The sequence below is a fragment of the Rhodococcus sp. IEGM 1379 genome, assembly GCF_030056815.1.
In the GTDB taxonomy this organism is placed as follows: Bacteria; Actinomycetota; Actinomycetes; order Mycobacteriales; family Mycobacteriaceae; genus Rhodococcus_F.
Genome location: NZ_JASHKR010000047.1, coordinates 16,233 through 36,868 on the forward strand (window position 1 = coordinate 16,233; position 20,636 = coordinate 36,868).

Annotated in this window: 16 protein-coding genes; 6 read left to right on the top strand and 10 right to left on the bottom strand. The window is 62.0% G+C overall.

What is annotated here, in order from left to right; all coding sequences use genetic code 11:
- Positions 1-2: 2 nt before the first annotated feature.
- Positions 3-944, top strand: coding sequence for an ABC transporter substrate-binding protein (locus QM600_RS20765; RefSeq protein ID WP_283263443.1), 942 nt, complete (start codon positions 3-5; stop codon positions 942-944).
- On the opposite strand, the gene QM600_RS20770 is transcribed toward QM600_RS20765, so the two are convergent.
- The 8 genes from QM600_RS20770 to QM600_RS20805 all read right to left on the bottom strand — a co-directional run bounded on the left by QM600_RS20770 (position 907) and on the right by QM600_RS20805 (position 14,710).
- A complete protein-coding gene (locus QM600_RS20770; protein ID WP_283263444.1) occupies positions 907-1,308 on the bottom strand; it encodes a nuclear transport factor 2 family protein in 402 nt (133 codons plus the stop codon). The genes QM600_RS20765 and QM600_RS20770 overlap by 38 nt on opposite strands.
- A 344-nt stretch (positions 1,309-1,652) precedes the next feature.
- The gene (locus QM600_RS20775) at positions 1,653-2,834 is read right to left on the bottom strand and encodes an SPFH domain-containing protein (protein ID WP_283263445.1); all 1,182 of its coding nucleotides are present in this window, start codon (positions 2,832-2,834) and stop codon (positions 1,653-1,655) included.
- A 21-nt stretch (positions 2,835-2,855) separates the two neighbouring features.
- Positions 2,856-3,089, bottom strand: a complete 234-nt coding sequence (locus QM600_RS20780) for an NfeD C-terminal domain-containing protein (protein WP_283263446.1) — start codon at positions 3,087-3,089, stop codon at positions 2,856-2,858.
- Positions 3,090-3,213: 124 nt separating this feature from the next.
- Positions 3,214-3,588 (bottom strand): YncE family protein, encoded by a 375-nt coding sequence (locus tag QM600_RS20785; protein WP_283263447.1) that lies wholly within the window; start codon positions 3,586-3,588, stop codon positions 3,214-3,216.
- A 148-nt stretch (positions 3,589-3,736) separates the two neighbouring features.
- A complete protein-coding gene (locus tag QM600_RS20790; protein ID WP_283263448.1) occupies positions 3,737-10,390 on the bottom strand; it encodes a LamG-like jellyroll fold domain-containing protein in 6,654 nt (2,217 codons plus the stop codon).
- Positions 10,391-10,432: 42 nt separating this feature from the next.
- On the bottom strand, positions 10,433-12,175 hold the full coding sequence (locus QM600_RS20795) for a hypothetical protein (RefSeq protein WP_283263449.1): 1,743 nt from the start codon (positions 12,173-12,175) through the stop codon (positions 10,433-10,435).
- Positions 12,176-13,337: 1,162 nt separating this feature from the next.
- Positions 13,338-14,321 carry an HNH endonuclease gene (locus tag QM600_RS20800; protein WP_283263450.1) on the bottom strand — a complete coding sequence of 328 codons (984 nt, stop codon included), beginning with the start codon at positions 14,319-14,321 and terminating at the stop codon, positions 13,338-13,340.
- Between the two features lie 236 nt (positions 14,322-14,557).
- On the bottom strand, positions 14,558-14,710 hold the full coding sequence (locus QM600_RS20805; protein WP_257216779.1) for a DUF3761 domain-containing protein: 153 nt from the start codon (positions 14,708-14,710) through the stop codon (positions 14,558-14,560).
- On the opposite strand from QM600_RS20805, the gene QM600_RS20810 reads away from it, so the two are divergent.
- The 5 genes from QM600_RS20810 to QM600_RS20830 all read left to right on the top strand — a co-directional run bounded on the left by QM600_RS20810 (position 14,688) and on the right by QM600_RS20830 (position 18,411).
- A complete protein-coding gene (locus QM600_RS20810; RefSeq protein ID WP_283263459.1) occupies positions 14,688-15,143 on the top strand; it encodes a hypothetical protein in 456 nt (151 codons plus the stop codon). The genes QM600_RS20805 and QM600_RS20810 overlap by 23 nt on opposite strands.
- A gap of 160 nt (positions 15,144-15,303) precedes the next feature.
- Positions 15,304-15,456, top strand: coding sequence for a hypothetical protein (locus QM600_RS20815; RefSeq protein WP_283263451.1), 153 nt, complete (start codon positions 15,304-15,306; stop codon positions 15,454-15,456).
- Between the two features lie 381 nt (positions 15,457-15,837).
- On the top strand, positions 15,838-16,485 hold the full coding sequence (locus QM600_RS20820; RefSeq protein WP_283263452.1) for a nucleotide pyrophosphohydrolase: 648 nt from the start codon (positions 15,838-15,840) through the stop codon (positions 16,483-16,485).
- Between the two features lie 200 nt (positions 16,486-16,685).
- On the top strand, positions 16,686-17,576 hold the full coding sequence (locus tag QM600_RS20825; RefSeq protein ID WP_283263453.1) for a hypothetical protein: 891 nt from the start codon (positions 16,686-16,688) through the stop codon (positions 17,574-17,576).
- A 157-nt stretch (positions 17,577-17,733) separates the two neighbouring features.
- Positions 17,734-18,411, top strand: a complete 678-nt coding sequence (locus QM600_RS20830; protein ID WP_283263454.1) for a hypothetical protein — start codon at positions 17,734-17,736, stop codon at positions 18,409-18,411.
- Positions 18,412-18,760: 349 nt separating this feature from the next.
- Here QM600_RS20830 and QM600_RS20835 read toward each other — a convergent pair whose 3' ends face one another.
- On the bottom strand, positions 18,761-19,258 hold the full coding sequence (locus QM600_RS20835) for a hypothetical protein (RefSeq protein ID WP_283263455.1): 498 nt from the start codon (positions 19,256-19,258) through the stop codon (positions 18,761-18,763).
- Positions 19,259-19,663: 405 nt separating this feature from the next.
- Positions 19,664-20,290, bottom strand: a complete 627-nt coding sequence (locus QM600_RS20840) for a hypothetical protein (protein ID WP_283263456.1) — start codon at positions 20,288-20,290, stop codon at positions 19,664-19,666.
- Positions 20,291-20,636 lie beyond the last annotated feature (346 nt).

Below are 20,636 nucleotides of genomic sequence, written 5' to 3' on the forward strand. Positions count from 1 at the left end.
TCATGACCGTTCGCGTCGGATACTTCCCACACAACAATTCGCTGTTCGTTCTGCGCCACACCGGAATCCTCGAACGCCGTCTCCCCGACGTCGAGTGGGTGGACCTGCGTGAGCTTCCCGCGAAGCCCGCAGTGAACCCGGAGAACGCCTTGCCGACCCTGCACTCGGACTGGTTGTTCGAGGAGGGTGGATACGACGTCATCGGAACCGGATTCACGCCACCCGTCACCGGACTGGCCCAGGGCCGCGATCTCGTCTACATCGGAATCTCCGGCCCCCGAGTAGAGAACGGGCGCCTGGTGGTGAAGGCCGATTCCGAGATCAACTCGGTAGAGGACCTGCTCGGCAAGCGCGTCGGCATCGCTCACGGATCGTGGCAGACCACACTTCTATTGTTCGCCTTGGATCAGGCGGGGCTGAGTTGGTCCGACATCGTCCCCGTCGACACCGACGTCCGCGGCGGTGGAGCGGACCTCGTTGCCGGCACCATCGACGCCTGGGTGGGCGCATACCCGGGGCTGACGGACATCGAAGCGAACCACGAACTGCGCACGCTGATCGCCACCGACGGACTCTTCAGCCACCCGTCACTGTGGTTCACCCGACGCGACTTCGCGGATACCAACCCCGAGGCTCTCCAGGCGATCATCAAGGCCCTGCAAGAATCCGATGCCTGGATCGAAGCCAACCCCCGAGAAGCCGCGCAGATCTTCGTCGACGACGTCGAGAAGCGTGGCGGGTCCGCGAGCCTCGACGCCTGGGAAGCGGCACTGCGCGGACGTCCGTTCGGTGTCAACGCCGTCACCGAAGAGTTCCTCGACGAGCAGCAGCGTGCGGCCGATCTCCTGCTGACCAACGGACTATTGCCGCTGGCAGTCACCGTCCGCGGCGCAGTCGTACCGTGGATCAACGAATTCGCTGGTTCGGGTCGTTCATTAGTTTGACCCACTGAGTGCGAGATGGACCTGGGGCGAAGGGCTCGCCGAAGTATTGTGTTTCGCGGACTACTTTCCCACCCTCGAATTCCATGATGTTCACGACGTAGGACGGCTGCTCGTCGTATGTGAGTACGAGTTCGCTGATCCAGATATTTCCGCTGCCGAGGATGCGTTGCACGGTGAAGCGTTTCGCGTTCGGCTGGGCGACACGCGACGCCTGAATGTTGTCCCGGCCGCTGATGCGCTCGCCCGACTGTGGATATTCGAGAACTGCATCAGCTCGGTAGATGTGGTGTTCCGCCGTGAAGTTGTTGGCGTCGGAGGCCGCCCAGTGGCGGAGTAGAGCGACTCGCAAGTTGTCGTCACGCATGGCGAATCTTCAGTCCCCTAGATGCACCGACATTACGTCGTCGGTGCATCGGTTGCCTCCGTCGAAGTCCGCACGGCAAGGATCAATTATCTTGACCGCTCTCCGATGACGCGACCACGTTGTCGCTGCTGTGGGTGCACCAGCGCGATAACGTCGGGTGGGGGCGTCGGGAGCCTTGGTCATCGGCTCTTCCGTGAATTCCATTGCGACGTAGTAGATGTCGAATGGAGGTTGTGTGCCGGACCTGCCGAGTGTTAGCTCCCGCGGATCGAGGGTCTCTGTGTTGTGTGCTCAATACGGATGACGTCGGACAACCCCGACTACTGATTGCCTCGGTCGGGGATTCAACTGTCATGGGAGTGGTGGTCTCCCATGCGCGGCAGTTCATCCCCGCCAGCTGTGGGTCGTGTGTTGAGTTCGACGCGGTCGGTGGTCTTCTTAGGCGGCTCGTGTTGCCCGAGGCTGCCGCGGAGGGAGTCGTAGATCGCCACGCCCTGACCAACCAGGCCGGTGGCTATCTCGCCGAGCCCGTCAGCACCGTTGAGGACGGTCAGGTTCGCCCCCGACAATCCTTGGGCGGCCTGCTTGACGATCTCGGGGAGCTGGTCGATCAACAGCCGATCGAGCGCGACCCGGTTGTGCGACGCTGCCGCTTCGGCTTGGATTTTCATCTTCTCCGCGTCGGCCAACGCCAGGATCCGCACTCGCTCGGCTTCTGCCTCGGCAGGCTTGACGACTTCCGAAACGAGCTCCTGTTGGCGGAGCTCAGCGGCTCGCTGTGCCAGCTCCGTTTGCATTGCGAGCACTTCCCGTTGTGCCTGCGCCTGCGCCAGCGGTCCTGCCTGCGCCGCTTCGGCCTGCGCCTTGTCGACTTCAGCCTTGTACTGGGCCTGCACGATTGCCGTCTGCCGGGCGTACTGAGCTTGGTTGCGTTGTGATTCCTGCTCGGCCTCCGCGGCTGCCTGGTTTGCCCTTGCCTGGGCGATCTGGGCTTGCTGTTGGATCGCGGCGTTGTGTGGAGCGGACATCGCGCGGATGTAGCCGAGGGAGCCGTCGTCGATGGACTGGATCTGTAGGGCGTCGACGGTCAGCCCGATTTTGACCATCTCTTCCTTTGATCCGTCGAGTACTTCTGTCGCCAGTTTCTGGCGTTCCTTGATGATCTGCTCCACGGTCATCGATCCGATGATCGAGCGCAGATGTCCGGCGAAGATTCGACCGGTGAGTACGGACATTTGGTCTTGGTCGGAGAGGAAGCGTTGACCTGCGCTGATGATGCTCTCGGTGTCATTGCCTACTTTGAAGGCAATGACCGCGCGCACGTTGAGGCTGATCCCTTGTTGGGTGACGCATGTTTCCTCCACTTCGGCCTCGCACATTGCCAGTGTGAGAAACCGGACTTTGCGCAGCAGCGGCATGATGTAGGCGCCGTGGCCGGTCACTACACGGAACGGTGCGTCCCCTTTGCTTCTGCCTCCGGAGATCAGCATCGCCTCATCCGGCGCAGGCACTCTGTAGCCGAACATGTTTTGGCTCCTCACATTGTGTTATCGCGGATCGATCGTCAGTCCTAGCCCGGGCCAGGGTTCGACCTGGAGTGTCCGCGCGCCGCGGATGTCGATCACCAAGACTTCGGTGCCCTTCGGCAATGGATCGGCCGACCATGCCAGGTATGACTCTTTCGATCCGCGTACCGCTACCATCACCTCGCCGGCTCCGGCTGATCCGCGGGTCGCCACAACCAGCGAACCGATACAGCCGATTACCGAAAAGTCACTCACCCCTTGAATGGTCCTCTGATTGAGCCCGTCGCGCATTTGGCTTTACGGGTCTACCGCATTAGAGGTATTTCGGCCGGTTCCCTCAATAAGTTTCCGGCCAGGGTCGGTGTCTGTCTGATCTTGATCACCGACACCGTGCCGTCGACGTAGTTGGTGACGTAGGAGTAGATGTCGTCGGGAGTGATCGCCACCCCCGACGGACCCGTGCCGACCGTGATGGTGGTGAGTGAGTGGGTTGGTGGGGGTGGGCGGTGTCGATCACCGACACCGTGTTGCTGCCGTAGTTGGTGATGTAGGTGCGGGTGCCGTCGGGGGTGATCGCCACCCCGGTCGGATACGTGCCGACCGTGATGGTGGTGAGTGGGTTGGTGGGGTGGGCGGTGTCGATCACCGACACCGTGTTGCCGCCGCGGTTGGTGATGTAGGCGTGGGTGCCATCGGGGGTGATCGCCACCCCGGTCGGATTCGTGCCGACCGGGATGGTGTCGATATCAGTCACAGGTGTATGTCTTTCAGTTGTATGCGCCCGGTACAGGGTGCACAGGTGGCCTCGACAACCGCCCGGCGCTCGCCCGTTCCTGACGACCGCAAAACCAGATCACGATGCAGTACTCGTGCGGTCGCGTCGTTGCCGCACACGCTCGAGTTCAGGTGAGGTATTTGAACCCCGCGATGGCATGGCAAATGAGGCCGGCGCCCTGAGCGGCCGCCCGTACTCCCGTCACAGCCAACAGGGTGTCCGGGTTTTCGAGAAGGTCACCAGCGGGTGTCTGCGTGAACATCCAACCCACGAGCTTCGGCGCGCTGTACGAGATCGACCGCGCAAAGAGAAGATCTGCGGCGACCCTCAGGTCTGCGGAGGGGTTCTTGGCGGCCTGATACTCCGGGCTGTCCTTTAGTGCCCGTCCCTGACGGACGATCACGACGACCGTTAACACCGCATTGCCCAATAGGACTACCAGTTCGGCGTAGTCGGCCATCCCGCTCTTCAAGGAGCTCGCAGGTTGGACCTCGGGCGCCTGCCCCCATGCCTCACGGACGTCTGGCGGGCCGTTTTCGTCGCCGCCGATCACCGGCAGTTCGATCGGCGCTTGCACCCCGCCGCTGGAAGTCGAGAAAGTTCCAGCGGCCCCAGAGACAAGGGTGAAGCCGTCGGCGATCACTCCGGAAGCAAGGCCCAGAATCATGCGCACCTTGGCGTCAGTGTCCTGGTCTGGGAGACCTGCATCCTCAAGTCGCCGCCGATAGGTAGAGAGGGTGTACTGGTAAGCCCAGGCAGCCGTGAATACACCGAACGCACCTCGGCAGATTTTGAGGACAGCACGCAGCTTCGACTTCTCGGTGCGTGAGAACGTGGCGTCCGTGCCCACTACTGCCAAGATGTGGAAGGACTTCATCACGGCGTAGACGATTTCCATGCCGGTGGTGTCATCACCGGGCTGCGCCGCAAGCCGGAGCGGGCGCATGGCGGTGTCTTCAACGACGACGGCGGCGTCGAACTCGGTGCTAGTCGGCGATTGAAGCCATCCGTCGGCTGCACTGGAGAAGCGAGTACCGCGGGTCACGACGAAATACACGATGTGCAGGGGCAGACCGATCACCAGGCAGACCAGGTTCAACAATGTCAGGTCTTCCTTGAAGATCCACTTGTAGAGCTCACCGAGGAAGCCGATCTCCATGGGGGTGTCTACAGCCTGCAGGACCCCCTCGAAGCTCTGCGCGACACAGTCGATGGCTGCGAGCAACCAGTTCTCGGTGCCTATGACCAGGTCGTCCTCGAGCTTCTCCCACAGGTTCACCATGGCCACCATCGCGTCGCTGAGGTGCATCTGCAAAAGATCGCCGGCAACGTCGACGAGACCCTCGGTGAAGTCCTCGAGGCCGGTGAGGACGCTTCCGGTAGCGACGCTTGCAGCGGCACTGTAGCCGGTGATCGTGCTGGCGTCACCGTGGTCTTGAAGTTTGTGGAAAGCGGTCTTGGCAACCACTCCGCCAGCTGTCGAGATCGCGGCGGGGGTGTGCTGGTTCGCAGCCTCGGCGACCGTGTCCGAGGCTGATCCGGTCAGGCCGCTGGCATCGATGCCGATGGCCTTGTCAAACGAAGCGAATGCCGAGCTCACAGTGGTTTTGACATCGTCGAGCAGTGTCTTCTCGGAGATGATGTCGCCGACACTGTGCAGCATCCGCTTGAAGAGGCGTTGGGCGCCGCGGATGCCATTCCAGTCGAATAGTGCGCGTAGGAAAAGAATAAGCAGTTCTAAGGCCACCAGGAGCTGTTTGAAGAACGAGACGACGGCATCGATCGCCGCTTCAACTGAATGTACGACCGTGTGAACGATTTTCTCGACACCGTCGACGAGGGTGGTGATCGCGACCTGCACACTGTCGGCGATGGTCACGGCGACCGAGACGACACCGTGGTAGATGTCATCGGCTACGTCTTCGATGCCGTGCCAGAGGTCGTCGTACCAGTGTCCGAGAAGGTGGGGTGGCGGGGTTGGGGTGCCGCGTGCGGCAAGTACGTCCTCTTCGGTGGACAAAAGCCTGTAGCTGAAGCTCGACGGTGTGCCGTTGCACGTGATGACAAACCCCAGATGGGGTCCGAGTGCAGTCCGCAGTCCGTCGACGTCGACCGGCATGCGGCGGTTGATGCCGGTGAGGGTTCGTAGGACGGTCGCTTCGTCGATGCGTGCAGTTGCGAGAGGCTGCCGGGTGTCCATGAACGAGGGCGGTGCCGCGGACGCTCGCAGAGCGAACGCGGTGGGCGCGGTGGGGGTGGAGGCCGTTGGGGGTGGCTTGACCGCGCACATTACCTTGCGGACTGCGTCGGCTGCGGCGTCGGCGTGTGTGAGGTAGTCGTCGCTCAGCATGGTTTGGTTGTCGGCCGCGGTTGCCCCGTCATGCCAGTTGACGAGTGTCGGAGTGGTCATCAGTGGTGACTGAAGGTTCGCCAGCTGCGTTTGAGCGTCATCGTCGGGGCGAATGAGGATGCGGTCGTTGCGTGCCATGAACCCGGCGCGTGCATAGAGCGTGGTCGTCTTGAGATCGGTCGCTGCGATGTCGATGACAACCTCGCCGTGCGCGCTCGTGGGCGACGTGTACGTGTTTTGTGCGTTGACCGCGTAGGCCTGACCGGCGATCTCGAGGTCGACATCTGACGCTGCCCACAGCGTCACCGGCACGCCGGCCATGGGGGTGTGGTCGGCTGTGGTGGCCAGCAGCACCACGCGGTGTGTCGTGCGGTCGCGAGTCTGGTCGATCTTGCTGCCGGTTGTGTAGTGGTAGTCCTGGATGAGCTTGGTCTGCGCGGTGAGCGTCGGAGGCGTCGGTTTGGAGAGCAACTGGTTTTCGACCAGGCAGTTGATGTGAAATCGTTCGTTGGCTGGCATGAACGGTGCGCGGCAGTCCAGAGATGGCCCGTGTGCACCCTGCGAGACAACCTTGAGTGTGAGGCTGCCATCGGGTCCGCTGGTCAGTGTCAGCGGAGGATCCCCCGCTGTGGACGTCACGCCGGTCACGGACTGTGTCTGACCGGTGATGCCGTGTGAAACGGTGATCGTGGGCGGTTCGGAGGGGTCGTGGATTACATACCAGAGTTCAATTGGTTGGGACGGCAGGATGGATCCATCAGCTGCCAGGACACTGATGCGCAGGTCGTACGTGATGCCGTCCGGTCCGTCGTCGGCGGAGATCTTGGCGGCGGTGCGAATCTCGGGATAGCTGGGGAGAGTGAACGGAAGATCGACGAGCCACCACGTGGGATGGGCATTCTGGTATGTGGGGTCGGTGTTCGTGTCAACGAGTACGCCGTCGTGGCCTTGTCTGGCCCCGTCGTGCACGGCACCGTGGTCGAAGTTCCAGAACGCGATGAGGTCAGGCTCGTCGCCGCGGAGCTTGACGTGCATTCTGGTGGAGATTTCTGTGGCAGTCAGGTATGTATCCCATACGCGAACTTCTGCCAGCATCCCGGACCATGGCATCGCAGCGGTCAGGTCGGGGCCCGCAACAGCGCCGAGATAGGCCTTGATCCCGGGGACGGTTGTCTGCGGAGTGTCGGTCGTCGGCACAACGGTGACAGCGGCGAGCGGCAGTCCGTCAAAGTACATCGCGACGCGGTCGTCCTTGGTGCGGGAGACGGCGATGTGGTGCCAGCGCCCGTCACACGCGTCGGTGGGAGCCGTGGCGTGGATTCCGCTCCAACCACTCACATCGAGCTGACGTGCTACGTAGTGCATCGAGCCGTCCGGGTCAATCCAGAGGGCTACGTCGAATGCATCGCTCGCCGTGGTCGGGCAGATGCCGAGTATGCCTCCGGCTGCGGCTCCAGAGGATTGCGGTGGCACATTGATCCAGGCCTCTACACAGCTTTCGTGGGGATTCATCAGGTGCAGCGCCCCGGTGGCGAGATCTACGTCGACGACAGCATGCGCGGTGCGGTCGGGCTGCGGGGTGCCGATGGGGTCCACGCCGAGTCGCAACGCGAGCGTTTGTCCGAGCACGAGGCTGTGGAGGGCGCCGTCGCAGTCGGCGTTCGGGTCTGTGGGCTCTGCGCAGCCGTAGAAAGCAGTGCCCGTGTCGATTATTGCGGCAGTGTTCACCGACTGGGGCTCATGGTAGAGGCCGAGGAGGGTTCCGTGGTCAGGACTCAGGACAGCGACAGTTCCATCGGCGGTCGTGCACACGATCCTCCCGGCGTCGTCGAACACTGGAGCCCCAACCGCGGCTCCGCCTGGCAGGGTCGAGGTCCACCGTGTGGTGAGATTTACGAGTGAGGAGCCGGTCACGGTCCCATCGGCGTGCGTGGCGACGATGAGGTCGGAATCTGGCCAGGCTGCCAGGCCAGTCGGCGAGTTGGCCGCCGGTCCCGCGGCCAGTTTGGTACTGCCGTCAACGGTATAGCGCGCGAACTGGCCGCTACCGGCGCACACGAGCCAGGACCCCGCGAAGCAAAAGGTGGTGCCGGGGAGGCGTTTGATCGGTGCGTCGGTAGGCCCGGCCGCCGGAATTACGGAGACGCCATCTGGTGCGGCGACGACCGCCATCCCGTCACTTAAACCGAGCGCGGTGGGGGCGTGCGTTGCCGTTTGGATGAACCGCGTGGCAGCGGGTTTACGCCGGTCCGCAATCGCGAGAAGGCCGGCTGGCTCGATTGCCGCGATCCAGAGCTCGTCGGACGCGGGCGGGCAGAGTGGTCCGCTGTTCACCTGGAAGTCGGCGAAGGAAGTCAGCTGAGTTGTGCCGCCGGTGGCGGCGTCGATCGCGATTATCGACTCTTCGACGGTCAGCGCCAGGAAGCGGTTGCCGTCAGTGACGGGCGCAGATGCGCCACGACCTGCATCGACTGACCACAACCGCTTCCCGTCGTCCTTTCCGACCCCGTACAAGGCGTTGTTGGTCATGAAGGCCACGGTCATGTCGGCGACAGCCGGCTCCGCAAGAATGGGTTTCTCCCCCCGCGCGCCCCACGTACCGAAATAAGGCCACGTGGGCTGCCCTTCGTGGATCAGATAAGGGAAGGCGGATTTGTCCATCGTCAGTGCTGTGGGATGCGAGCACGCGGCGACGAATGTGGCGGCGGCGCGGTGTCGCGTTACCTCGTTCATCGGCGGGGTGGGATGTGCGGTGTCCTGCACCTCGTCGAGGCGCCACAGTCCCTTGAGGTGCGGCTCTGTGCCGATCAGTTCGACCCACTGATTGGCTCCGATGGTTGCGGGATCGAGCGCACGGTCCCATACGCGAACTTCGCGCAGGAGTCCGTCGAAATGTGCGCTTGGCGGATCAGTATCGGTGGCACGGTATGCGCCGAGTGTGAGGACGTTCTCGCCGTCGACGGGGAGGGGCGCCACCGGGTTGTCCGGCGTCTTGAGGGTGGATGCTCGGCCGTCGAGGAACATGGAGAAGGTGCCATCGGTGCGGACGGCGGCTATGTGATGCCACGTGCCGTCTGTTGCATGTGTCGCAACAGTTCTCGCGGCTTGAACGGAATCGGGCGATGAGCCGACAACCGCGATTCGTATCTGACCGTCCGGTGTCATGTTCAGGCGTAGCCCGTGGCCGGATCCGTCGGCCACTGTGGGGTAGCTGGATATGAGCTCGCCGCCGACTGTGGTGCGGCACCAGGTTTCGATTGTGAAATCCGCCAGGCCGAAGTCGAATTGGTGCGCATCGGGTTTGACCTCGATGTGGGCGGTGCGGCCGTCGAATCGTGCTGCGGATTGCTCGGCGAAGGGCCGGGCCACGACGGATCCATCACCGAGCGTGTGGAATACGGTCCCGTCGACGACGAGCGGTGTTGAGCCATCCGCTGCTGCGTCGGGCAGCGCGTATGTCGCGATGACACTGCCGTCGCGTAAGTCGAGGACTGTCAGCTGCGTCCCGGCATAGTTCGTGGTGTAGACCGTGTCGGCTGTGATCACCGGTGAGCGTTGTCCGATGAGTTGGCAGCTCCAGAGCTTTTTGCCATCGGCGGCCGAGATGCCCACGATCTCACCGCTGCTGTCTGCCGCAACGACGGTCGCGAACCTGTCGTCGATGACGGCGGACATCCATTGCGCCGCTGTGCTGCTCGGGCTGACGCTCCAGCGCAATGCCGCGGTACGGGCATCGAGTGCTAGCAGGTTTCCGGCGGCGAAGACGACGCTGTCGGCGGTTATCAGTGGTCGCAATGCCAGGTTGAATGCGGCCACGGTCGCGGGCTGTGTTCGCCCACTCCATCTGTCGTCCCCGTAGTCGATGTTGATGGCGTGTGCCTGGCCGTCGGCTACGAAGAACAGGGCACCGAGTCCGAGAGCCACTGGTCCGGAGCTCCGCGTGCTGGTCGATATCGGTCCGAAGATCGGTGCTCCATCGATCGCCGCGAATGCGGAGATCGTCGTGCCGCCGGCATGATCGATCGAGGAGATGACGATCCGTTGGTCGACGGCGTTGATCGAGGTAACCTGTGCGACCTCCGGCGCTTTCCAATCCGGAAGTGGAGCGCCATCGGCTAGACGCAACGCTTGGACGGAGGCGCCGTCGGCGAAGAATAGGTTGCCGCCGGCGCTGACTGGATGTGCGAGCCCGCCGCCCATGGATTGCAAGGTGTAAGGGAAGTGCTGGGCGGCCACCTCGTCGCTGGTGTCGACAGCTGTCCCGTCGTACGCGTTGAGCATGAAGATCGTGCCTTGAGCCACACCGATGAGACGGTCTCCGGCGGCGGTCAGTGGCTCGTCGAGCGCTCCGAACGCTGCGCTCGAACGCCAGAGGACAGCGGGCTCTACCGAGTCAAGGACATCATGGTCGTCGGTCCGAAACTGTGTCATCGTTCACCGTTCTGTCGTTGTGCGTCCAGCCGTTGGCTACTACTAGAAATTGCGCATGAGGGACAAAATCTCGGTATGGTCGGGGACCCCGGACAAGACCGAGGGGGGCACTGGGTGCGCGCCCACGGGCTGGTTCTTCTGATACACCCAGACTTGCATCGTCGAGAAGTCACTTACGGCTGGCGGCGTTATTGTCATCCCCGTGAAGCGCGCGTCAAACGTGACATAGCTATCCTCATCCGTGGTTATTTCAAGTGTCTCGGAGCCGATCACCACCTGGAAAGTGGTGTTTCCCATAGGGAGTTCGGAAAGTTCCCAGTAGTTCCATGCGTTGACACGGCGAGCGGTCAAGGTGCTTTTGAGAACAAGCATCCTCCATGGCACGACGAGGGTCGCGAGGCGTCTGAGTTCGCCAACTGCGGCAGGGGCGATGACCGGGGCGAGGCTGTCAAGTGACCACGCCCCTGCCACTGTCCGGCCGGTACTGGTCTGGGCCAGTGCGTATACGGTCCGGCTCACGATCACCGGCTTCGTCAGCATCGTGGTCATCGTTTCCGAGGGATCGGCGAATGCTCCGAGCCCTAGAGATCCGGAGGCAAGTGTTACTGGCTCGGGTGGGTAGAGCGTGGCGTACTGAGGTTGCGGGGCGTCGACTGTGTTCGCGACGAGGACAGTGAAGGTGACGCCGTCGGGCAACGCGTCACTGACGACGATGATTGTGGTGGGGAATTTGTCAGCGCTCTCGTGCCAGAACACTGTTTCCGCGCTCGCCGGAATACCTGTCTTCGACGGCCACCGATCCACGACGCGCGTTTCGGGAGAGTACGCGAGCAAACGCTGCGTTTGGCCGTCAACGAGGAGTGCCAGCTTGTCGGTGTCACAGATCTGAAAGCTTCCAGTCGGGGTGCCCGTACTTTCTGCAGTCGAGAGGTATGGGGTCGTGAAGACCGGCGCGGACGGTGGTGGCGGCAACAGTGCGCTCAGCGATGCCGTCGGTACGCCGCTCGCCCAGAGGTTGCCGTCAGCGTAGACGGGCGGGTTCCATGGTTGGGCACTTGGATTCTGCGCAGTCCACCTCCCGAGCATGGTTGGCGTGCCCGACGAGGCATCGAGCACCACGACGTCGCCTGGATCAGTGATGTACGCCAGACGGCAGGTATAGCGGTTTGGGTCCGAGGGGTCCGGGGACTCAATTAGCGCAAGTCCGACTGCCGCGGGGACGTCCCACCGCGTGATGTCGAGGTTCGTGAGGCCGATGTCGAGTGAGCACAGGCCGCCGTCAGCGGCTAGCACGAACACCACGGCGTCGCCGGCGCTCCCCAACTGATGCTCTCGTATGACTGGAGCCGAATAGTTTGCTGGAACTGACTCCGAGGTGGCGAACAATGCTGCGTATTGCGCGTCGCTGATGCTGTTGCCGGTAGCGGCTACTTTCGTGCCGGTCGCAAGATTGACTGCGGCGAAGCACATCCCGTGGGTGGTTAGGCCATCGCCGGACACAATCGCCTCAGTGAGGTCCCACGCGCTCAGGACGGGACCGTCTTGGACGAACAACGTGCCACCGCTGACCGCATATCCGTGTATCAGCACGGTGGGCGTGAGTGACCACCAAAGCCTCTGGCGGTTGAGAATTTCCAAGACATGAAGCTTGTTGCGACCACCACTGATCAGCCGGCCTAGCTGATCAGAAACAAGGATCGGCAGTGGGGCCCCTGATTGCTCGGCTGGGGCATCGGTCAGATCGATCGGGCGCCACGCTGGTGTGAGATCAAACGAGCTTGTCATGGTGTGCTGACTCCTCTCCTATTCGTCTCACCGTTCCCATATGGCAATGCGAGGTCGTGCTCGATGGCCAGCGCGAAATGTTTGGCGAGCGACTGGCCGACGCGGGCTCAGCCATGTCTATGTACTAGCTCGAAGGCGGTGGGATCTAGTCGGTCAGGTACGTCGAGGTCAGGACCCGAAGACCGGGCTCAGTGAGCCGAAAGGCCTAGTGGACGACCCGCTCGAAGGTGGGGTGGGTCGTCATTGCCGCCACCGTATTCCCACCTTGCTTAGCGACGTGGAGTCGGCGTAGTCGGAGTGGTTGCCACTGCGCACGGATTCGAGCCGACCGGGCTTGTGTCGATAACGGTGTCCGCGCTTGCGGTACCGACCGTGCCGCCGAGAGTTGCGGCGACGGTGAGAGCGGCGGTGCCGAATGTCGCGGCGGTCTTAGGCCGTGGTGGGGTCGGTGCGGCCGATCGAGAACAGTCACAGGCGTTTGTGCCCTTCCGGTTGTCCGCTACTCAATGCAGGGGTGCGTGGCGGTCACGGGAAGGCAACCACCAAATTGGAAGATATCGGACATTTCGGCTGTGCGCAGCAGTTGGGCCTGGCCACTTGCGGCCAGTAGTAGAGATCTATTTTGGTGGCCGCAAATGCCCCCGTGGCGGCGTGGAATCTGGGCCGTGTTGCTGCCTGATTCTGTGCGTGGTCGGGACGCCCGAAGCTCTGGGTGGCCATGTGTACCGATGCGTTTTCCTGGCTCCACGAGTGATTGAGTCAGGTGCTGTCGTGAGGGCACTGTCACGTTAATCGATTCGGCGCCTTCCTAAAATCCCACCAGCCTCATGAGCCACACACGAGCAGGAGGTTTCCGAGCACGGATCGACCACAATCAGCGCTTGATTGCTTAACGTGACAGCGCCCTGGTACTGGAATGTAGGGCGGCTCGTTCCGGGGAGTCTGCCCGACGGCGCTGTGGTGTCCGCCTTGCAGGAGCCGGGTAGCGTGCCGATTTTTCTATACCAGTGTCCCTATCGGTTCGTAGACGAACAGACGCCCACGCCGATGTCATCGCGCACCGCGCCGCGCGATCCTCGGGCGCCCGAACGTGGACACTGCACAACGATCTTTCCCACCTGGTGATCGACCTCGATGACTCCCGATGAACGCGACGCGGTCGCTAGATGTTGGCGCCCTTAGCGAGGTTGCACGCGCGACACAGAAGTTGAAGGTTGCCCTCCGTGTTCGCGCCACCTCGCGAGAACGGAATGATGTGATCGTATTCCAGGTACTGCCCGTTTCCGCACTGTACGCAGACACCACGGTCACGTTGATAGACCGCAGCCTTGACGTGGGGCGGGATATGGCGGGTTGGTCGATCTGCGTTGCCAGGTAGCAGCATTCGGCGATCGATACGCAGTGCCGAATCGATCACGATTGACGCGTACTCCGCATCGGGCACTGTGAATCGGCCGCTCAGAGAACTTGCTGTCGCCTCGATAGTGATCGTCGATCGGTCGGAGAAGGTTGCTCGTTGAACCTTGCCGAGTGGTATCTCTGCGCCGTGTTGGTGCGCGATGAATCTGATTTTCCGGTTCGTCACTGCGAATTGTCCGTGCGAGGGGGTTGGCCCCGCTTTGAGATCACGCCAGCGTGTCGCTTGCACAACTACGTAGCAGTATTCATCGTTGGGGAGATGCAGCCCGGGAATCTGCACTGTCGGTAGTTGGCCCTGACGTATGTCTCCCAGCATTTTATCCCGGAGCATGCGCGCTTCGAGCGGTGCCACAACGTCTGGGGAAACTTGGAGAATTCGAGCCGCCTGGCGGAACTTGTCAAGTTCGTCTGTAGTGATGAACCCGTCCATTCGAGCGAAGTCAGCGAAATTCTTGAGCCAATTGATGGCCTCTGATTTCACTGTATTCAACGCGTGCTTGCGCGGAATCCGTTGCCCGTAAAGCCAGTTGTGGAGCTCGATCCACGCTTGGCTGAGTGGTCCGGTTCCGGCCAGGACGTTTCGTGCCGCATCTCGATACTGGGACAGCGACTGATTGACGGATGCTTTGCAGTTGTTGCAGTAGCTCTGCAATATGCGTGTCTTCGTCCCGCACATTGCACAGCCGTCGCCTGCGTTGTCGAAGCTCTTGAGCCAGCGATCGTTCATTTAGGATTGATACCAGACGGCCGGAGCATTGAATTGCCCGGAGTTTCCGGGGACAGTTTGGTGGGGGAGTGTGGTGTTTTCTCCGGGTGCGAGTATCGCCATCATGGTGGTGGCCGAATCGGTTTCGGCGTTGCCTTTCGTTCGGTGGCGGGGCGGTCTGTTGCGGATCTGCGGGTGACGTTCGGTGTGCCGCTGACTGCCGCTCGGAACGATGTGTAGTCCGTCGAACGATGGGGCTAGAGCCAGCTGGCTACGCCCCCGTGACCCGAGCAGGTACCTCGACGGCTTTGGCTGAAACTGTAGGTTCCGTCGCTGCATTTCGCGGTGGCACCTGAGGGTGCTGAGGGTGCTTGCCGTGGGGAGGGGATGCAGTTGCCCGCGGTATTGATGTATCCGCCGGCGCATTCGCCCCCACCGCCTCCGGAATTTCCGCCACCGGTTGTACCTCTCGACGGCGGCTGGGGTGGCGTGTACTCCGGTGCTGCGGCGGGCGGCACGAATGGAGCAATCGCAACTTCGGTCGGTGTCATCGGGGCGAGAGTTCGGGTCGGCTCGAGTGTCGTCGTAATCGGCGGCGGTGGAGGCGTTGTCGTTGTCAGGCTGGTCGGTGTTGCGGTCGTCGTGGTGGTTATCGTTGTTCGGGCGGCAGTCGTCGAAGAGCTGGTCGGTGCGGGAGCGGTCGTCGACGTGGTGAGAATTCGGTCGGAAGTCGGGGCTGGTGTGGCGGGTGCAAGCGCGCCGCCGGTCAGCATCACACCGAACGCGATGACACTGACAATGACAGCGGTTCGACGGTTCGGGATTCGAGCCCAACCGATGTGACCGCGTAGGAGTGCGATCACGCCGACGACAAGCGCGATCAAACCCACAAATATCAATAACGTGGCCACGATTTCTCCCAGAGTTAGCAATTCCGAAGCAATATTTTTGAAGATTCAACCATGGCGCTTTGGGGGGAATGTGACTGACGTCCCTTTTCTGGATGAAGCTGGGACGTTCGGGCTTCGCAGCGACGCAGGGTGGGGTTGCGCACTGCGAGGGTTCGGCCACCGAAGCTGTGGTTGATCCCCTCCGTGCCGGAACCCGAAGCGTGGACGACTCTATTGAACTCGGTGACGTCGTCAGCATGTCGTGATGATTGCCGGCGATCACGGCGATTCATCTCCAATTGCGTTGCGCGACAGCAGCTTGGTTTTTAGTGTGCTCAGCGGCCGGTGAGGGGTGGAACGGTTTGGCACCATCATGTCTGCAGTCGCAAGACGAGCGCCCTCGAGGGTATCGAGTGCGAGTTCCGCTGCTGCACCGGCGTTGTCGCCGTCCACCTCTCACCACCACTACGGGTATTCACAGAAGCAGAGGCCGCAGCTGAACTTGCATCAGGCCGGCGCTGACTGCGCCCGACGAGATACACGGGTAGGGGAGGTGACCTTGCAACTGTGCGGCACCGTCACGCCGTCCACCCTGCCCCGCAATCTCTTGCCTTGCGTGTCGGTGAATGTCGCTAGGGTAAGCACTCGTGACAACCGTCGAGGAAGTAATCGTCCGGCAACGGGCCTTCGCGCAGGCACGTGACTGGGAACAGTTCCATTCGCCGAAGAACCTGTCCATGGCGTTGGGCGGTGAAGTCGGGGAGCTGTGTGTCGAGATCGAACCGCTTCTCGTCGAGACGCCTCCACATCTCACCCCCGGGGGTCTCGAGAGCGTGCGTCATGAGGTCGCAGACGTCGCCCTCTACCTGCTCCGCCTCTACGACGTGGTGCAGATCGACCCACCCGGCGGCTTCGCGCAGATGGTGGGACACGGTGCGCCGGTCGATAGTTCGGCCGCCGCTTCCCTCGGTCTCGCACGCGCGGTGTGCCGGCTCAGTGGGGCAGTGGGTCTGTTGCTCGAAGTCTTCCAATGGGAAGACGGCGCATCGCACGCCCTCCCGTCGCGGATCGACAGAGCCGAGTTGGCCGACCGGATCGGACGGGTGTGGGACACCCTCCACACGGTCGCGGGTCTTCTCGGTATCGATGTTGCCGCCGCGGCGGTCGCCAAGATCGACGCCAACGAACGCCGCTATCCGGTCGCCAAGATCGACGCCAACGAACGCCGCTATCCGGTCGCGTCGAGCCGCGGATCGAGCCGCAAGTACACCGAACTGCCCGGGGCGGGCGAATGAGCACGAGTGTGTTGATCCAACCGTCCTTCGGCAATCCGCAGGCACGGAAGAACTACAGCAAGACACTCGCGTAGCCGTTTCCATTCGGCAACGGCACGCTCCGTAGTGCGCTGTCTGTCGCGGAGTACGAGCACCTGCTCACTGTGCACCCGGAAGGGGCGGCGCGGTTTTGGGCGACCCCGCGCAATCAGGACAAGATCATGTCGCGATTGAAGCAGGGTGATGTCGTTCTCTTCACGGGCAAGAATCATGTCCGCGCTATAGGTGAAGTCGGTGCTATCTTCCGCAATCCGGACGCGGGCAACGCGATGTGGCCGCCGCAGTCGACACACGGCCCGTATCTGAATGTGTACTCGCTAATCAGCTTTCAGGAAACCGAGATCCCTTACACCGATCTCCGTAAGCTCACCGACACCCCGGATTCCAAGGGCGGGGACAACTACATGGGCGCCCGGCTCTACGACAATGATCGAGCAGCGCGGATCCTCGACGGTCTGCTGATCGAAACGGCCACCGAACTCGCTGCTACCGAACTCGCTGCTACCGAACTCGCAGCTGCCGGGGTCCACGTCGCCCCGTTGTGGGACCAAGGCGCCGTTGTCCGGGCGGAAGCCCACAACACCAACTCCGCCACCGGAACATCCCAAGCCCGCACATTCGTGGCCGATCGCGCGGAGGCGCGACTCGTCGTCGACTACAAGAACTTCCTCCGCGCCAGTGGTGACCGACGTAGTCAGCAGCGCCTGAAATCGATAGTGGGATTCTCCGACATCTACCTCCTCCCCGACACCCCTGGCAGTGGTGCCGCCGAGATCGTGGAAGCGAAAAGTTCCCCCGCGCACGGCAAAGTACGGGAAGCGTTGGCGCAGCTACTCGACTACGTCATCCACGCCACCGCCGAGGTCGACGCACTGACAGCGTTGTTCGAGGGGGCACCGAGTGCACGCGACATCCACTGGCTCGGCAATTACGGGATCAGGTGCGCCTTTCGCGACGGCCAAGGCGGTTTCGCCACTATCGCCCCGCCTGAGTCCCGGGTGTCGGCGATGAAAGCGGTGTGGCAACCCACCGGCCCGGTCGGCGCTCTGTAGAGAGGCCCGGGAAGACAGCGTCGTCACGCGAATCAGGGATATTTCGGCGGATACACGACAAACTCGTCACGTCGGGAGCCGGACCACGCAAGTTACCTAGTTGAAGAAGTTCACGATCCGCGCCACGAAACACGCTGATTTGGAAGGTAATTGGTCGATGGCATTGATCTTGCTGCAGCCCGCGGCCAACAAGGATTCTCAGGGGCACTACGAGGACACGGTCACCAACTTCGTTGCGCTCGAAGGGTTTCAGGGATTGCCGGCCGCGGATCTCGAGATACTTCGGACCGCGTTCCCGGCGGGCCAGTTGCAGGTCTGGGGCACCACCCCCGCTCTCGACGGCCGTAACGTGAAGCAACATGCCAAGCTCAAGGCCGGTGACCTGGTGTTGTTTGTGAAAGACAACATGGCCTTCGCGGCTGGGCGTATTCGCCATACCTTTCGGAGCAAGGAGATCGCCGAGAAACTGTGGCCCGCCAAAGTCGCCGACGACGGGCCCACGTGGGAGTTGATGTACGCGATCGATAGCGTGCGAGAGCTCAGCATCAAGGTCCCGGACATCAACGCCGCGGTCGGATACAAACCGACGAACTACATTCAGGGCTTTACGGTTCTCGACCAGGACAGGAGCGACAACGTACTCAATCTCCTGGCGCCACTCGAGTTCGAGGTCGATGCCGAACTCGTGATCGTTGCCGACCCCGACGGCGGTGAACTTCCAGGATTCAAACCGAAGGACGATTCCGACTATCGGGCAACGATTGTCGGGCACACGCAGACAAAGACCCGCCTGCATGAGCGCATTGTCGCGACGTACGGGACCGCGGCGTGTTGAAACACGAATAGGGGCTGCGAGCAGTGCAAACATCATTGGCGGTTCGTGCTACGACCGTGCGATCCACAGCAATGAACTGCGCCCGATTGGTCCAGATCAACAGCCCCGCAACGATGAGGACACCGTCATCATCGGCCACCGGGAAGGCCATCGAGCCTCGTCATCACAGACCACAATGAACCGATGGATCCAGCACATCCCAGAGCCGCAGGCCCGCGCCGGCGCCGCGTGCGCGGACCGTATGCACTCTGACGTGTGCGGCGCGCGGCAGGCGGCGGATCCTGTACGGCGATACGGACTTCTTCCTCACTCTCGCAACCTGTGTGCTTGTGCCAGCACGGTTCTTGTATTAGGAGCCGAACCCGCCGCCCGGCAGGCACACCGACCCGATGCAGGTTTTTCCGGGAACGGTGATCGGAATTGCCTGAACCTGATTTGTTGCGAAGAGGTTCTTCCAAACATCAACTGCCACATTGGAGTTTGCAGGAGCCTCGGTCACACATGCGGAATAGAGGGTGTAGTCCCCGTCCGGGACATTGAGAAACTCGGTTCTCCACGTGGATTTGGTCCAAACGGCCAGGTAGCCGTAGGGGTACCCCACGGTGTAGTCAGGCTGATCGCTCGTGGGATTCTTACTCGCATTCTGCCCGAGAATGAAGCAGTACACGTCTGCCCCCAACGTGTTGGTGATTGTTGGCGTCACGGTGTTACCAGAGGCCGTGGCTGTGAACGTGACTCCATCGAGGAGCGCGACGCCCGGGCCCGCCGAGGCAGGTCCTCCGGCGAATAGCGCAAGGGGCGCAGCAGCTAGGACGATTATCGCTGCACGGGCGGCGAGTCGCTTCACAGAATCACTCTCGTTTCTTATCGATGGTGCTAGTCGGAGGAGCCGATGCCCTCCGCCGAGAAGATCATGCCAGTGTGTTTACATCGGGTCGGCGATTGGTTGCACTGTGGCGGTAGCGAGGTGAGTAAGGGTGTCATAGGCACAGACCTTCGCGGTTCCGTTGACCGCTTCTACAGGCTGATTTCGGTGTCGGCGGTGCCCTCAGCTGGTTGATCTCGAGGGCTCGGGAGATCGGTGGCAGCGGTTCCACTACGCAGCCCACCGGCCACAGCCCGCGAACTGTGGACGATGACCTCCGGACAACCCGGTGCGGTTCACTTACGGCCCCGCCGAGCCGGAATCAGCGGCTGGTTTGGCAAGGCCACACGACATCAGGTTCGACAGGTTCCCGGATACGTGCTCGCGTTAGTCCTCTGGGTTGGGGTCCGCGGTTAACGACCTGACGAATTCCTGAATGTCGGGGGGAAGTAGATCAGTGTTGTCGGCCTCGAAAGGGATGCAGGCGAACAGGTTCCATACCTCTTTGAGTGCAACGGTGTGTGGAGTCAAACCGATGTGGGGGTCAGTAGGCGGCCAGATTCTGGTTAGCCCGATTTCGGTCGCTGCAGTGTCGATTCGGGTGTTGTGGCCCGGTCCCGATGACCAGGTCGGTGCCAGAACCATCACGACGAGGTTCCCGACGCGCAGGACTGCGGCGGCGGTGCGCGCTCCGGAAGGGGCGAAACCGGCAGGAAGGCCTTTGTGATCGAGCCGTACCCTCGGGTCGTTTTTGAGAAGCACGGCATAGGTGGTTTCAAGTGTGCCCGTTGCATCTTCGTCCACCAGCGCCGCGAACACCCGGGTTCCCTTGGGTAGACCCCCAGTCGAACCGTCGCGGAAGCGGGATTTCAGCTGCTTCCGTGCGTCCTCCACCGGCCAGACATCTCCGGCCCGTTTAACACCCAACAGCAAGGTGATCCACACGATCCAGTGTGCGAGGGCGTCGAGATCTTCTTTCGAGACAGGTGCGCCCGTCTCGATCAGGTCCAGCAAAGCCGTATTGTTGTGCAACTTGCTGGTTGCGTTGTTACAGCTCCTGCATAGTGATGTCGTGAGCGGATGATTCGCAGTCGTCGCCGGTTCGATGCCCATACGCCTTAGCAACGCCTGCGGGATGATGTGCTCGAGAGTCGAACTCCCCGGCTCCCCGCAAATGACGCACGGCCCCAGTTTCTTATCCATCGCCACGTCAGCACTCCAAACGTCGTCAGCAGGCCGGATCAGCCTCCTGTGAAGTACCGAACGATATTCGACGAGGGTGCAGACACAGGCCGCAGGCCAGATGGGACTGCCCCCACTTTGATTGACTCGTGGGGTTTATAGGCTCAGGCCGCGTCTG

What these genes read in the sequence shown, in the direction of transcription:
- QM600_RS20765 (WP_283263443.1), top strand. Translation starts at nt 3, where the DNA reads ATGACCGTTCGCGTCGGATACTTCCCACACAACAATTCGCTGTTCGTT.
- QM600_RS20770 (WP_283263444.1), bottom strand. Translation starts at nt 1,308, where the DNA reads ATGCGTGACGACAACTTGCGAGTCGCTCTACTCCGCCACTGGGCGGCC.
- QM600_RS20775 (WP_283263445.1), bottom strand. Translation starts at nt 2,834, where the DNA reads ATGTTCGGCTACAGAGTGCCTGCGCCGGATGAGGCGATGCTGATCTCC.
- QM600_RS20790 (WP_283263448.1), bottom strand. Translation starts at nt 10,390, where the DNA reads ATGACACAGTTTCGGACCGACGACCATGATGTCCTTGACTCGGTAGAG.
- QM600_RS20795 (WP_283263449.1), bottom strand. Translation starts at nt 12,175, where the DNA reads ATGACAAGCTCGTTTGATCTCACACCAGCGTGGCGCCCGATCGATCTG.
- QM600_RS20800 (WP_283263450.1), bottom strand. Translation starts at nt 14,321, where the DNA reads ATGAACGATCGCTGGCTCAAGAGCTTCGACAACGCAGGCGACGGCTGT.
- QM600_RS20810 (WP_283263459.1), top strand. Translation starts at nt 14,688, where the DNA reads ATGCAGTTGCCCGCGGTATTGATGTATCCGCCGGCGCATTCGCCCCCA.
- QM600_RS20815 (WP_283263451.1), top strand. Translation starts at nt 15,304, where the DNA reads ATGAAGCTGGGACGTTCGGGCTTCGCAGCGACGCAGGGTGGGGTTGCG.
- QM600_RS20825 (WP_283263453.1), top strand. Translation starts at nt 16,686, where the DNA reads ATGTCGCGATTGAAGCAGGGTGATGTCGTTCTCTTCACGGGCAAGAAT.
- QM600_RS20830 (WP_283263454.1), top strand. Translation starts at nt 17,734, where the DNA reads ATGGCATTGATCTTGCTGCAGCCCGCGGCCAACAAGGATTCTCAGGGG.